Origin of the sequence: Bordetella muralis (assembly GCF_965139205.1) — a bacterium.
Lineage (GTDB): Bacteria > Pseudomonadota > Gammaproteobacteria > Burkholderiales > Burkholderiaceae_B > Bordetella_A > Bordetella_A muralis.
In genome coordinates this window covers 235,587-248,494 of sequence record NZ_CBCSIU010000001.1, presented here as the reverse complement: position 1 = coordinate 248,494, position 12,908 = coordinate 235,587, and the positions used below count along the sequence as shown (strand labels likewise).

The following is a 12,908-nucleotide window of genomic DNA, read 5'->3' as shown; positions in this document are numbered from 1 at the left end:
GGAGACGCCGCCATGCTGAACCTTGCCGAATACCGCCAGCGGCCCGCCTTGCTCGCCGACTGGTTACCCTGGGCCGGGCTGATCGCGCCCGGCGTGGTGCTGAACAAGGACGGCAGTTTCCAGCGCACGGCCCGCTTTCGCGGCCCCGACTTGGACAGCGCCACGCAAGGCGAACTGATCGCCACGTCGGCGCGGCTCAACAACGCGCTGCGCCGGCTGGGTTCGGGCTGGGCCTTGTTCATCGAGGCCGACCGCCGGCCGGCGGCGGACTACCCGCACTCCGACTTTCCCGAGCCGCTGTCCTGGCTGGTGGACGAGGAACGCCGCTCTGCCTTCGAGGAATCGGGCCACCACTTCGAGAGCGGATATCACCTGACGCTGGCCTACCTGCCACCGGAGGAATCCCGCGCTCGCGCCGCGAAGATGCTCTACGAGAACGCCCCCGGCGACGGCGTGGACTGGCGCGGCCGGCTCGATGCCTTCGTGGCGGAGACCGATCGCGTATTCGACCTGCTCGACGGCGTGATGCCGGAAATCGCCTGGCTCGACGACGCGCAGACGCTGACCTACCTGCACGCCACGGTTTCGACGCGGCGCTACCGGGTGGCGGTGCCGGCAGTGCCGTTTCATATCGACGCGCTGCTGGCCGACTCCGCCCTGGTCGGCGGCCTAGCGCCCACGCTGGGCGACCAGCACCTGCGCGTGGTGTCGGTGCGGGGCTTCCCGACCTCAACCTGGCCGGGCCTGCTGGACGACCTCGACCGCCTGGGCTTTGGCTATCGCTGGTCAACCCGGTTCCTCTGCCTCGACAAAGCCGAGGCGGAAAAGGAACTCGGCCGCCTGCGCCGCCAGTGGTTTGCGAAACGGAAGAACGTCGTCGCGCTGCTGCGCGAAACCATCTTCCAGCAGGAAAGCCCGCTGGTCGATACCGACGCCAGCAACAAGGCGGCCGACGCCGATGCCGCCTTGCAGGAGCTGGGCAGCGATCAGGTCGCCTTCGGCTACCTGACGGCGACCGTCATCGTCATGGATGCGGACGCCGCCGTGGCCGACGAGAAGCTGCGTATGGTGGAGCGCGTCATCCAAGGGCGCGGGTTCGTCACAATCCCCGAAACCCTCAATGCGGTGGATGCTTGGCTGTCGTCCATTCCCGGTAACGCCTACGCGAACGTGCGCCAGCCCATCGTCTCGACGCTGAACCTGGCGCACATGATGCCGCTATCGGCGGTATGGGCCGGGCCGGAGAAGAACGACCATCTCGACGGCCCGCCGCTGATCGTCACCCGCACCGATGGGGCAACGCCGTTCCGGCTGGTCACGCACATCGGCGACGTGGGGCATACGCTGGTCGCCGGCCCCACCGGCATGGGTAAGTCGGTACTGTTGGCGACGTTGGCCTTGCAGTTCCGCCGTTACTTCGGCTCGCGGATCTTCGCCTTCGACATGGGCGGCTCCATGCGGGCCACGATACTTGGACTGGGTGGCGAACACTACGACCTGGGCACGGACGGAGAAATCGCCTTCCAGCCCTTGGCACGCATCGACCGCGAGGGCTATCGCACCTGGGCCGCCGAGTGGATCGAAGGCCGCCTACTGCATGAAGGCGTGACCGTCGGCCCGGACGAGAAGGTGGCCATCTGGTCGGCACTTGGCAGCCTCGCTGGTGCGCCGCAGGAACAGCGCACGATGACCGGGCTGTCGGTGCTGCTGCAATCGAATGCGCTGCGCCAGGCGCTGTCGCCGTATGTACTCGGCGGCGCACACGGCAAGCTGCTGGACGCTGATCGCGACAGGCTGGGCATGGCCGACGTGCAGGGCTTCGAGATGGAAGAGCTGATGCACAGCCCCGCCGCCGTGCAAGCGGTGCTGCGCTATCTGTTCGCGTGTTTCGATGAGCGGTTCGACGGTGCGCCCACGCTGCTGATTCTCGATGAGGCGTGGCTGTTCCTTGATGAGCCGTCTTTCGCGGCCCGGATCCGCCAATGGCTCAAGACGCTCAGGAAAAAGAACGTCAGCGTCATCTTCGCCACGCAGAGCCTGGCGGACATCAAGGATTCGACCATCGCGCCCGCGATCATCGAAAGCTGCGCGAGCCGGATTTTCTTGCCGAATCCGCAGGCGACCGAGCCGCAGATTCGCACGATCTACGAGGGCTTCGGCCTCAACAGCCGGCAAATCGAGATCGTCGCCACCGCACAGCCCAAGCGTGACTACTACTACCAATCACGCCTCGGCAATCGCCTGTTCGACCTCGACCTTAGGCCGGCCGCACTCGCATTCGCGGGCGCATCCACACCGCAAGACCAACGCGACATCGACCGCGTGCTGACGCAGGCCGGCGCTCCCGGCTTCGCCGGCGCGTGGCTGCGCCTTCGCGGCCTCGATTGGGCCGCCGACCTGCTGCCGTCCGCACCGGCGGCGGCTTCCTTCTTCGCTTCTCAACCGCTGGAGGTTTCGCCATGAAGACCCGTGCGCTTTCCGTTTCGCTCGCCATCGTGCTGTACGGCTCGCTGATGCTCGCCCAGCCGGCGGCTGCCATCACCGTGTTCGACCCGTCGAACTTCGTGCAGAACACGCTGACCGCCGTTCGCACGCTGGAGCAGATCAACAACCAGATCAACCAGCTCCAGAACGAGGCGCAGATGCTCATCAACCAGGCGCGCAACCTGACGAGCCTGGACTTCAACATCGTCAACCGCCTGCGCTCCACGCTCGCCGCGACCGAACGCCTGATCGCCGAGGCGCAGGGGCTGGCCTACGACGTGCAGAGCATGGATGCCACGTTCTCGCGCCTGTACCCGGAGCAGTACGCCGCCACCGTCAGCGGCGACCAGATGCTGCGCGATGCGCAAGAACGCTGGAAGAACACCTTGAACGGCCTGCACACCGCGATGCGGATGCAGGCGCAGGTGTCGCAGAACCTGACCCAAGACGAAAGCGCGCTGTCCGACCTCGTGAGCCAGAGCCAGTCGGCCACCGGCGCTTTGCAGGCCATGCAGGCGACGAACCAGCTTCTCGCCTTGCAGGCCAAGCAGTCCATCCAGGCGCAGCAGCTCCAGATCACGCAAGACCGGGCGGCCTCACTGGAACTGGCGCGGCAGGCGGCGGCCACCGAGCGCGCCCGCGAAGTCCGGCGGCGCTTCCTCGGCAGCGGCACGCCATACACGCCGCAGTCCGTCAACTTCTACAACAACTGACGGAGGCGGCCATGCGATGCGCTTCCGTCCTGCTGGCCCTGCTGCTGACCGCGTGCGGGCAGCAGCAGGGCGAAGACCTGGCCGACACCTTGACCACTGATCCCGCGCGGCTCAAGGCGCTGCGCGCGCAATGCGCGGCCGACCGGCAAGCCGTGGGCGAGGACGCCTGCTGCGCTGACGCCGAAGCGTTCCGGCGGTGCTTCTTCGCCGGTCAGGCCGGGCCGGACGAATGCCGGATGCTGGCAGACCTGCCGCCGATTCCACCGAGCTTCGATGAACGCCCCGATGACGGCGAAACGCTGGCCTTGCCTGCATACGAGGACGCGCCATGAACGACGTGACCATCATCGACCGCTTCCTCGACACGTTCTCGCGCTACATCGACTCCGGCTTCGGGCTGCTGCAAGGCGAAGTGGCGTTCCTGACCGCCGCGCTCATCGTCATCGACATGACCATCGCCGGCCTGTATTGGGCCATGAGCCACGCGACCGGCCAGGGTGAGGACGTGATCGCCAAGCTGCTGCGCAAGGTGCTCTACGTCGGTGCCTTCGCCTACATCATCAGCAACTTCAACTGGCTGGCCGGCATCGTGTTCCGCTCGTTCGCTGGCCTGGGGATCATGGCCACCGGCTCGGCCATCACGATGGAGAACTTGCTACAACCGGGGCGACTGGCGAAAACCGGGATCGACGCCGCCGCGCCGATTCTGGAGCAGATCGGCGACATGGCCGGCTTCCCCGAGGTGTTTGTGAATCTCGACCCCATCGTGGTGATGTTCATCGCCTGGCTGGTGGTGATCCTGTGCTTCTTCGTGTTGGCGGTACAGCTTTTCATCACGCTGATCGAGTTCAAGCTGACCACGCTCGCCGGGTTCGTGCTGGTGCCGTTCGCGCTCTGGAACAAGACGAGCTTCCTGGCGGAAAAAGTGCTCGGCAACGTGGTGTCGTCGGGCATCAAGGTCTTGGTGCTGGCGGTCATTGTCGGCATCGGCTCGGGCCTGTTCTCGCAGTTCCAGGTTCATCCCGATGAACCGTCCATTGACCATGCCCTGGTCGTGATGCTGGCTTCGCTCTCGCTGCTGGCCCTGGGCATCTTCGGGCCAGGCATCGCCACGGGCCTCGTGTCCGGTGCGCCGCAGCTTGGCGCGGGCGCGATGGCCGGTGCCACTGTCGGCGCTGTTGGCACGGGCGTTGCCATTGGTGCCGCCGCCACTGGCGTGGGCGGTGCGGTCATGGCCGGGGCGCGCATGGCGCCGGCCGCCGCCAAGTTGGCCGGTAGCGGTGCGCGTGCCGCTGCCTCGACAGCCGGCGGTGCCCGTTCGGCGTTTCAAGCCGGTTCCGCCGCAGCCGGTGGCGGTGCCAAGGGTGCGATGGCGGGCCTGGGTAACGTCGCCAAGACCGGCGCGCAGGCCGCGGGCCAAAAGGCCGCCGCCGGGGCGCGCTCGCTCAAAGACCAGACAGCCGCCGCTTTCCACGCCGATGGTGCGGCTCCGGCCTCTGGTGGCGGTGCGGCAGCGGCCAGTGGTGCCGCCGCCCAATGGGGTGCAGCCGAAGGCGATGCCCCGGCCGCCGCCGGGCAGAAGCAACCGGCCTGGGCCAAGCGCCTGCACCGCCGCCAGCAGATGACCCACGCTGCGACCACCACCGCTCACACGCTGCGCGGTGGCGATGGTGGCGGCTCGGGGCAAAGCCCGAGCCTGCGCGATTCCGATTCATAAGGAGAGACGACCATGCGATTCAAGCGACCGCAGGTGCGCTATGCCGACACGCCGCAGCCTGCCACTCCATATCAATCCGCCGCGCAGATGTGGGACGAGCGTATCGGCTCGGCCCGCGTGCAGGCCAAGAACTGGCGACTGATGGCCTTCGGCTGCCTGGTGCTGGCACTGCTGATGGCCGGCGGCCTGGTCTGGCGCTCGGCACAGTCCATCGTCACGCCCTATGTGGTGGAAGTGGACAACGCCGGCCAGGTACGCGCCGTGGGCGAAGCGGCCACGCCGTACCGGCCCAACGACGCGCAGACGGCGCACCACATCGCACGCTTCATCACGCTGGTTCGATCGTTGTCCATCGACCCCATCGTCGTGCGGCAGAACTGGCTGGACGCCTACGACTACACCACGGACAAGGGCGCAGCCGTGCTCAACGAGTACGCCCGCAGCAATGACCCGTTCGCCCGTATTGGCCGCGAGTCGGTGACGGTGCAGATCACCAGCGTCGTCCGCGCCAGCGACACGTCTTTCAACGTGCGTTGGACGGAGCGCCGCTACGTCAACGGCGCCGCCGCCGGGCTGGAGCGATGGACGGCCGTGGTGTCCATCGTGCAGCAGACCCCTCGCACCGAAGAGCGCCTGCGCCGCAACCCGCTGGGCATCTACGTCAATGGCCTGTCGTGGAGCCGCGACCTGGATTCTTCCGAAGGAGCCAAGCCATGAAATCAATGCAGACTCACCCCACAGCGCTACCGCTGTCTGGCAGTACCAAAAGAAAACAGGCCTATCTGGGTCGCAGCCAACGAGAGGCCGCTGAAGGCGAATATCGCCGGCGCTTGAACGATGGCCTGGCGCTGGTGTTCCCGTTGTTCTCGCCGCGCTTCGGACTGGATCGCCAAACCCTCTACGCGATCAGTTTGTTGACATTGGTAGCCGCGCTTTCCGGTTGCGCCTCGCAGGGCAAACCATCGCCGCGCATTTCACTGGACGAGCCAGTGCAGGCGCAGCCGCTGCCCGAACTGCCCAAGCCGGTCGAAGTGGTGGAGGTGCCAACAGTACTGCCGATGCCGGCGCAGTTGAAGCCGCTGCCGGAGGTGGGCAAAGACAAGCCCGCGCCGGAGCCGGCCGACGAAACCGTGCGTGTATCGAAGGCCAACGCTGAGGCGCGCATTGCGCCCACGCGCGAGGGCTACGTCAATGCCATTCAGGTCTGGCCCTTCACCGATGGCGCGCTCTACCAAGTCTATGCAGCGCCGGGGCGCGTGACCGTGGTTTCGCTTCAGCCGGGCGAAGAACTGGTGACTGTCGCTGCTGGCGATACCGTGCGCTGGATCGTCGGCGACACCTCCAGCGGCAGCGGCGACGAGCTGCGCATCAATGTGCTGGTTAAGCCGATCCGTTCTGGGTTGAAGACGAACCTGGTCATCACCACCAGCCGCCGGACATATCTGCTGGAACTGACCTCGACCGAACGCGCCTGGATGGCGTCGGTGTCCTGGGACTACCCGAGAGATCGGATGCTGGCCTTGCAGCGCCAGGCACAAGCCGCGCAGGCGACTGCGCCGGTCGATACCGGCCTGTCGCTTGAGCACATCCGCTTCCGCTACGCGATCAGCGGCAGCAATCCACCGTGGAAGCCACAGAGGGCTTTCGATGACGGCGAAAAGGTCTATATCCAGTTCCCGGCGGGCATCGTGCAAGGAGAACTGCCGCCGCTGTTTGTCATTGGCGCGCAGGGCGACGGACAACTGGTGAACTACCGATTCCGTCCGCCGTACTACATCGTCGATCGGTTGTTTGGTGCTGCCGAATTGCGCCTCGGCGGTGATGGCGGCGACGTGGTGCGCATCGAGCGCACGGATAGCACGCCGAGGAACTAGCCATGAGCCAGGATGACACTCCCGACGTTGCTGCACCGCCAGCGGGCAAGGTCGAACCCGAGGCGGTGGCATTGCGCGCCCAGCCTCGGCCGGTCACACGGCTGAACCGGCGCACGCTGGCCATCCTCGCTGGCAGCCTGTCGGTCGCCGTGCTCGGTGCGCTAATGTGGTCGCTGCAACCGCAGCGGCACGGGGCCAGTGAGCAGGCCGAGCTTTACAACGTGGATCGCGTCTCGCGCTCCGAAGGACTCGACCAGCTTCCGGCCGACTACTCGAAGTTGCCGCCAGAGGTGCCGGAACTGGGGCCACCGCTGCCGGGCGACCTTGGGCCGGCCATCGTGAATTCGCAGCAGCCGGCCGTGGCCGCCCCCGGGCACGACCCCGCCGAGGCGGAACGTCTGGCCCGGTTGAAGGAAGCTGAGGAAGCGGCCACATCGTCGGTATTCTTCCGCACCGGCACCCAGCAAGCCGCGCCGGTGGCGCAGTCGCAGCTGGCCGCCGCGCCGGGCTTCGCCACCAATGCGGCCTTCGACCCGATGGCCGCCGGGCCGGCCTCGACGGCGGCCCAGTCTGCCGACCCAACCACCGTGCAGAATCGCCAAGACCAGAAAGAGGCGTTCCAGCAGGCCGGAACCACGGAAACCCGTAATTCCGGCAACCTGCAAATGCCGGCATCGCCGTATCAGGTCATGGCCGGCACGGTGATCGCCGGGGCGCTGGTCACAGGCATCAAGTCCGACCTGCCGGGCGATGTCATCGCCACGGTGACGGAGCCGGTCTATGACACGGCCTCCGGGCGCTTCCTGCTGATCCCGCAGGGTTCGCGCATCCTGGGCAGATACAACAGCCAGGTCAGCTACGGGCAGAGCCGCGTACAGGTGGTGTGGAACCGCATCGTCCTGCCCGACATGTCTTCGCTTACGCTCGACAACCTGGCAGGCACCGACTCAGCCGGCTATGCCGGCTTGGAGGATGGTGTCGATTGGCATTGGGATCGCATCTTCGCTGGTGCGGCGCTGACCACGCTGCTAGGCGTTGGCGCCGAACTGGCCGCGCCGGAAAACCGCCAGGACGGCGATCGCGTCATTATCGCCGGGCGCGACAGCGCGCAGGACAGTATCAATCAGGTCGGCCAGGAGATGACCCGGCGCAACCTCAACATCCAGCCCACACTGACGGAGCGACCGGGTCTGCCGGTGCGCATCATCGTCAATCGGGATCTGGTGCTGCGGCCGTACCAGCCGCTCTTCTTCAATCGGGGGACTTCACGATGACGACGCGCAAATTGCGGCTCGGACCGCTGCCCAAGACCGAAAGCATCAAGTTGACCTTCGCGTGTCCAGCCAGCCTGAAAGCCGATCTCGACCGTTACGCTACGCTGCACTCGCAGGTGTATAGCGAGCCTGTTAGTGCTGTGACGTTGATACCGCACATGCTGGAGGCGTTCATAGCGGGGGACCGAGCGTTCAGAAAGGGGTAATAAAGACACGCTCGCATGTCCGAGGCTAAGTTGACGATGTCGGCTTGTTCCAGTCGGCGTGCCACTATGTCAGAAAATGTAATGCCAAGAAGCGTTTCTTGCGCTATGGGCTGGTTTCCCACTTGCGCAGTTATTCAATTCTTGCGTTGGATTTTTCTACTACTGCTTTCCAACGTCTTTGCTCCTCAGCCACGTACGCTTCGAATTCAGGTTTATCCATGAGCAGAACCTGTGCGCCGATCTCATCAAGCTTGGCGGCGATTTCGGGATCGCCTACGACTTTGTGCAGGGCGGCGCGTAGCACTTCCGTCGTTTCGCTAGGGGTTGCGGCAGGTACGAATATGCCTAGCCACGATGTTGCCAGGGCTTCTGCATACTGTAGTTCGGCAAGGGTAGGAACTTCCGGCAACGCCTGTAGTCGCTGGGCACCTGTGACGGCGAGCGCGCGGAGCTTGCCAGCCTGTATATGCGCCATGGTGCTGGAGGGGTAATCGAACGCGAGTTCGATGTTGCCCCCGAGCAGGTCGGTGATGGCGTGCGCACTGCCTCGGTAGGGCACATGCGTGAATTTGGTGCCACTGACCGATTGAAACAGCTCAGCTGCGAGATGCGCGCCGGTACCGTTCCCGGGAGACGCATAGTTGAGTTCGCCGGCACGTTTGGATTGGTGTAGAGCACCATCGGCGAGATCGCAACCTGTGCCACAGCACGGAAGTCCTTGTCGCTGTCATAGCTGATCGACTTGAACAGGAACGGGTTCACCGAAAACGATTGGGTCGTCACCAGTAGCGTATATCCATCCGGCGTGCTACGTGCGACAACGTCGCTACCGATACTGCTGCCCGCACCCACCCTGTTCTCGACGATCACCGGTTGCTTGAGCTCTTGCGATAGCTTCTCTGCGAGCAGTCTGGCGCCGTAGTCAGTGAAGCCACCTGCGGAGAATGGCGCAATCATGCGAATGGGCTTGTCCGGATATGAATCTTCCGAACTGGCGGCTAGGGTATTTCCGAGCGCGAGCACGCCCGCCAGGAAAGCGCCGCATACGCGTGCGATACAAGATTTATTCGATTTCATTGTCATCCTCTGATTCTCCAGTGCGGTGCCTTAAGACACTTTCCGGTTCGTTATTTGCGTGCATTGCGTCGTGACACAGGCGGTTGGGCGTGGCCCGGCACACTACTTACGCGTGCCGGGGTATGGGAAAGGCGATAGGGAGGCTTGAGCACGGGCCACAGCGTTCCGTTCGGATCGGACGCCATCGTTAGCACATCCATCTGAAAATCCGGGTCTTGTAGCAGCGCTTCTACGCCCGTCACTGGCACGGATCGCCGGCCCGTGCGCGGGTCCGATGTAGTCCAGGTGCTGCCATCCGCATCCACGTGGACTTGCCCCGGGGTCTCGGGGTTGCCGGCCGTGTATAGGGTGGCCCATGCCGCGACGTCCTGCATCGCGACCTCGACGAACTGGCCGCGGTCTTGTCGTTGCACAAGTGCCAGGATGACCGCGAATAGGGCGACTTGACCGCCGAGGATATCGCTTGCGGAGACGCCGGTCTTGACCGGGAAGTCGTTCTCAATCGTGCGCGTACGGTCCATGATTCCGCCCATGGCCTGGATCACCGTGTCGAACGCGGGACGGGCAGGGTAGGCGGAGCGGATGCCAAAGCCCGAGATCGAGCAATACACCAAGCGTCCATTGAGGCGGGACAAGGCTTCGCGTCCGAAGCCCAGTTTGGCCAGCGCACCGGGACGCAGGTTCTCGATCAGGACATCGGCCTCGGCTACCAAGGCAGCGAAATGATCACGGTCGGCGACGTCCTTGAGATTCAAGGCGATCGGAGTTTTGTCCGTGTTGTTCAGAGCGAAGAAAAAACTGGTGCCGTCGATCGCAGGGGTCCAGGCACGCGACGCTTCGCCCTCGAGCGGTTCCACCTTCAGGACTTCGGCCCCGAGTGCGGCCAGGTGTTTCGCGGCCAATGGAGCGGTGGTGTATTGGCCGATCTCGATGACCCGAAGACCGGCCAGGGGACCCGTCATCGACGAGTTCGCGGTGGTACCTACGTCTGGCGTCGACGTAGGGGCAGGCATTCCCGACGGGCTCGCCTCACTGTGCAGGCCTACGATCTGGAAAATCCGGACACCGCGGTAGGAATCGTGCGAGATACCTTGTTGCGTGATCTGCTGCGCCACCTCGGCGTGACGCAACTGGAAATTAGGTTCATCCGCTAAATGGGATACTTGCAGGATCGGTCCCGCTGCGATACCGATACCGTCGCAGGCAGCCACGCATTCGGCCGTCGAATGGTGGGAGGTCCATCCTTCGACCAAGCCATCCACGCGTTGGACGGCGGCGACGCGTTCGACGACCTTGTCGAGGCCGGCCCGGTCCGCGGGGGCCACGTTGATTAGATCGGCCAACTTACGCCATTGATCGTCGCTTCCTGTGCAGATCAGCACCCATCCATCCTCGGTGCGATAGGTGTTCCAAGGCGAGGCGGACGGATGCAGGTTGCCCATGCGGCTCGCGCGCGTGCCCACGAATGCTTTTGGCAGGAAGGTGGACAGCGCATTGACCGCGCAACTGTACAGCGAGACCTCGATGGTCTGTGTTAGGGCCTGCTGCGTAGGCGTGCACCGGGTCGCCATGATCGCGGCCGCCGCATACAAGGCGGCGGACGTCTCCGCGAAGGGAATGCCGATCGGCGTCGCCTGACTGAATCCGGTGGTGTCCATCAGTCCGCACAAGGCCTGAATCTCCGAATCAGATAAAGCGAGGTGTCGGCGTGGACTTTGCGCGCTCGTCGAGCTGATCTCGCAGACCAGAACACGTCTTTCGAGTTCGAGCTGACGCAGACGCAGGCGTCCGGCATCCTCCAGTTCGTCACCGCATACAACGACGATTGTGCAGTCCTGGCCGACCTCGCTGGGAAGGCGAGCCGCACGCGTCACGGGTATGCCTGCCTGTTCGAGCAGCGATGCGGCAAGCAGTACGCATGCGCGCGTGCCGCAGGCCAGTGCTCTGTCTTGTAGTGTCACGCCTGTCTCCTTCTCATGGCGGGTTTTCAGCGGCCTTTATATTCAGGACGACGCTTCTCGGCGAAGGCTCGTCGTCCTTCGATTCGGTCTTCCGAGTCGCGCATCGCGCCCCAGGCTAACTCCGTGAATTCGATGGCCTGCGTCAACGGCACATTGGTGCTGACCTGTGCCACCTTCTTGATCATCTGTATGGCCACTGGGCCGTTCGCCGCGATCGTGGCGGCGAGCTCCCTGGCGGTGCGGGTCAGGTCGACCAGGTCGACGCAATCGGATATCAACCCGACCCTCGCCGCGTGATCCGCATCGATCCTCTCCCCGGTCAGCAGCATCCTCATGGCGATGGCCGATGGCACTGCACGCTGCAGCAATTGGATTCCGCACACGCCCGGGATACTGCCCACCGTAGGTTCCGGCAGCCCGAAGGACGCGTTGTGTGATGCGATTCGGATATCGCATTGCAGCGCCAATTCGAGCCCCCCGCCCAGGCAATAGCCATTGATGGCGGCAATCAGGGGCTTGGATATATTGAGCTTGCCCAGATCCACCAGCCGCACATAGACGCCTTCCGCGATCGCTGCATCGTGTGATTTGACGAATGAGGCTCCGAAGTTGATGTCGGGTGGAAACGACTTCTTGAGATCCATGCCCACGCAGAACGACTTTGCGCCCGCGCCACCGACGATGATGACGCGAACGTTGGCATCGTCGCGAGCACGCTCCAGCAGTGTTCTCAGCGTGGTCAGATCTTCGACATCCAGGGCGTTCAGGGACTCGGGACGATCCAGTGTCAACGTGGCAATGTGGTCCGAGACTTCGTAATGTATTGTCATGCTCGTTCTCAGACGGTCGGCGACGACAATGAGCGGCCGCCACACACGTAGATCAGTTGGCCGGTGACATAGCTGCTGCCGGAATTTGCGAAGAACAGCGCTGTCTGGGCGATGTCATCGGGCGTTCCTATGCGTTGTGCCGGAACGGACGCTTGCAGCCGCCCCTTGAGTTCGTCGCCGTAGGCTTGGAAGAGAGGGGTGTCGATGATGCCCGGCGCGATGGCATTGACGGTAATACCGAACTTGGCCCATTCCAATGCCAGGCTGCGCGTCAGGCTTACCACGCCGCCTTTCGCGGCTGAATAGTTAGCCTGGCCGACGTTGCCCAACCAGGCACGCGACGAGATATTGATGATCCGGCCGCTGCGAGCCTCAACCATATGCTGCAGCGCGGCGCGGCAGCAAAGAAATTGCGAGCGCAGATTGATCGCGATGATGTCGTCCCAGTCATCGTCGCTCATCTTGGTAATGCGAGTGTCGCGAGACACTCCGGCATTGTTGACCAGTACATCGATGCGGCCGAACTGACGCGCCACGGTATCGACCGCTCGGTTGACGGCTTCGCTTTGTGTGACATCGACGGGGATTCCAATCGCCGTGGCACCGTCGCCGGTCAAGCGAGAGGTCGCTTCGTCGAGCGCATCGCGGTCAATATCGAACATGATGACGGTGTCGCCTTGGCGTGCGAACGCGCTCGATATCCCGTACCCGATGCCTTTCGCACCGCCAGTGACCACCGTCACGCGAGGTTCGTGTTCCATTTTCGCTTCCT

11 protein-coding genes and 1 pseudogene are annotated in these 12,908 nt (G+C 64.2%); 8 read left to right on the top strand and 4 right to left on the bottom strand.

Going from position 1 to position 12,908, the window contains the following annotated elements:
• The first annotated feature begins 12 nt into the window (after positions 1 to 12).
• From trbE to ACNA0I_RS01095, 8 genes are read left to right on the top strand one after another with little or no spacing between them, the layout of a single operon-like run.
• Positions 13 to 2,463 (top strand): conjugal transfer protein TrbE, encoded by a 2,451-nt coding sequence (gene trbE / locus ACNA0I_RS01130; protein WP_415804226.1) that lies wholly within the window; start codon positions 13 to 15, stop codon positions 2,461 to 2,463.
• Complete coding sequence (trbJ, locus tag ACNA0I_RS01125; RefSeq protein ID WP_415804225.1) at positions 2,460 to 3,197, top strand: P-type conjugative transfer protein TrbJ; 738 nt, start codon at positions 2,460 to 2,462, stop codon at positions 3,195 to 3,197. The genes trbE and trbJ overlap by 4 nt, the downstream gene beginning before the upstream one ends.
• An 11-nt stretch (positions 3,198 to 3,208) precedes the next feature.
• Positions 3,209 to 3,529 (top strand): hypothetical protein, encoded by a 321-nt coding sequence (locus ACNA0I_RS01120; protein WP_415804224.1) that lies wholly within the window; start codon positions 3,209 to 3,211, stop codon positions 3,527 to 3,529.
• Positions 3,526 to 4,914: a P-type conjugative transfer protein TrbL gene (gene trbL / locus ACNA0I_RS01115; RefSeq protein ID WP_415804223.1), complete on the top strand. Its 1,389-nt coding sequence runs from the start codon at positions 3,526 to 3,528 to the stop codon at positions 4,912 to 4,914. The genes ACNA0I_RS01120 and trbL overlap by 4 nt, the downstream gene beginning before the upstream one ends.
• 12 nt (positions 4,915 to 4,926) lie before the next feature.
• Positions 4,927 to 5,631, top strand: a complete 705-nt coding sequence (trbF, locus tag ACNA0I_RS01110) for a conjugal transfer protein TrbF (protein WP_415804222.1) — start codon at positions 4,927 to 4,929, stop codon at positions 5,629 to 5,631.
• The gene (gene trbG, locus ACNA0I_RS01105; RefSeq protein ID WP_415804221.1) at positions 5,628 to 6,788 is read left to right on the top strand and encodes a P-type conjugative transfer protein TrbG; all 1,161 of its coding nucleotides are present in this window, start codon (positions 5,628 to 5,630) and stop codon (positions 6,786 to 6,788) included. The genes trbF and trbG overlap by 4 nt, the downstream gene beginning before the upstream one ends.
• 2 nt (positions 6,789 to 6,790) lie before the next feature.
• On the top strand, positions 6,791 to 8,062 hold the full coding sequence (locus ACNA0I_RS01100) for a TraB/TrbI/VirB10 family type IV secretion system protein (RefSeq protein WP_415804220.1): 1,272 nt from the start codon (positions 6,791 to 6,793) through the stop codon (positions 8,060 to 8,062).
• Complete coding sequence (locus tag ACNA0I_RS01095) at positions 8,059 to 8,268, top strand: DUF2274 domain-containing protein (protein WP_415804219.1); 210 nt, start codon at positions 8,059 to 8,061, stop codon at positions 8,266 to 8,268. The genes ACNA0I_RS01100 and ACNA0I_RS01095 overlap by 4 nt, the downstream gene beginning before the upstream one ends.
• 130 nt (positions 8,269 to 8,398) lie before the next feature.
• Here ACNA0I_RS01095 and ACNA0I_RS01090 read toward each other — a convergent pair.
• The 4 genes and pseudogenes from ACNA0I_RS01090 to ACNA0I_RS01075 all read right to left on the bottom strand — a co-directional run bounded on the left by ACNA0I_RS01090 (position 8,399) and on the right by ACNA0I_RS01075 (position 12,897).
• Positions 8,399 to 9,225: pseudogene (locus tag ACNA0I_RS01090) on the bottom strand (tripartite tricarboxylate transporter substrate binding protein).
• 170 nt (positions 9,226 to 9,395) lie between these two features.
• The gene (locus ACNA0I_RS01085) at positions 9,396 to 11,306 is read right to left on the bottom strand and encodes a CaiB/BaiF CoA-transferase family protein (RefSeq protein WP_415804218.1); all 1,911 of its coding nucleotides are present in this window, start codon (positions 11,304 to 11,306) and stop codon (positions 9,396 to 9,398) included.
• Between the two features lie 26 nt (positions 11,307 to 11,332).
• Positions 11,333 to 12,136, bottom strand: coding sequence for an enoyl-CoA hydratase/isomerase family protein (locus tag ACNA0I_RS01080; RefSeq protein WP_415804217.1), 804 nt, complete (start codon positions 12,134 to 12,136; stop codon positions 11,333 to 11,335).
• A gap of 8 nt (positions 12,137 to 12,144) precedes the next feature.
• Complete coding sequence (locus ACNA0I_RS01075; protein WP_415804216.1) at positions 12,145 to 12,897, bottom strand: SDR family oxidoreductase; 753 nt, start codon at positions 12,895 to 12,897, stop codon at positions 12,145 to 12,147.
• Positions 12,898 to 12,908: the final 11 nt, after the last annotated feature.

Bases quoted from the DNA above. Each gene is read 5' to 3' on its own strand.
- ACNA0I_RS01095 (WP_415804219.1), top strand. From the start codon at position 8,059: ATGACGACGCGCAAATTGCGGCTCGGACCGCTGCCCAAGACCGAAAGC.
- trbL (WP_415804223.1), top strand. From the start codon at position 3,526: ATGAACGACGTGACCATCATCGACCGCTTCCTCGACACGTTCTCGCGC.
- trbJ (WP_415804225.1), top strand. From the start codon at position 2,460: ATGAAGACCCGTGCGCTTTCCGTTTCGCTCGCCATCGTGCTGTACGGC.
- ACNA0I_RS01120 (WP_415804224.1), top strand. From the start codon at position 3,209: ATGCGATGCGCTTCCGTCCTGCTGGCCCTGCTGCTGACCGCGTGCGGG.
- ACNA0I_RS01075 (WP_415804216.1), bottom strand. From the start codon at position 12,897: ATGGAACACGAACCTCGCGTGACGGTGGTCACTGGCGGTGCGAAAGGC.
- trbG (WP_415804221.1), top strand. From the start codon at position 5,628: ATGAAATCAATGCAGACTCACCCCACAGCGCTACCGCTGTCTGGCAGT.
- ACNA0I_RS01080 (WP_415804217.1), bottom strand. From the start codon at position 12,136: ATGACAATACATTACGAAGTCTCGGACCACATTGCCACGTTGACACTG.
- trbF (WP_415804222.1), top strand. From the start codon at position 4,927: ATGCGATTCAAGCGACCGCAGGTGCGCTATGCCGACACGCCGCAGCCT.
- ACNA0I_RS01100 (WP_415804220.1), top strand. From the start codon at position 6,791: ATGAGCCAGGATGACACTCCCGACGTTGCTGCACCGCCAGCGGGCAAG.
- trbE (WP_415804226.1), top strand. From the start codon at position 13: ATGCTGAACCTTGCCGAATACCGCCAGCGGCCCGCCTTGCTCGCCGAC.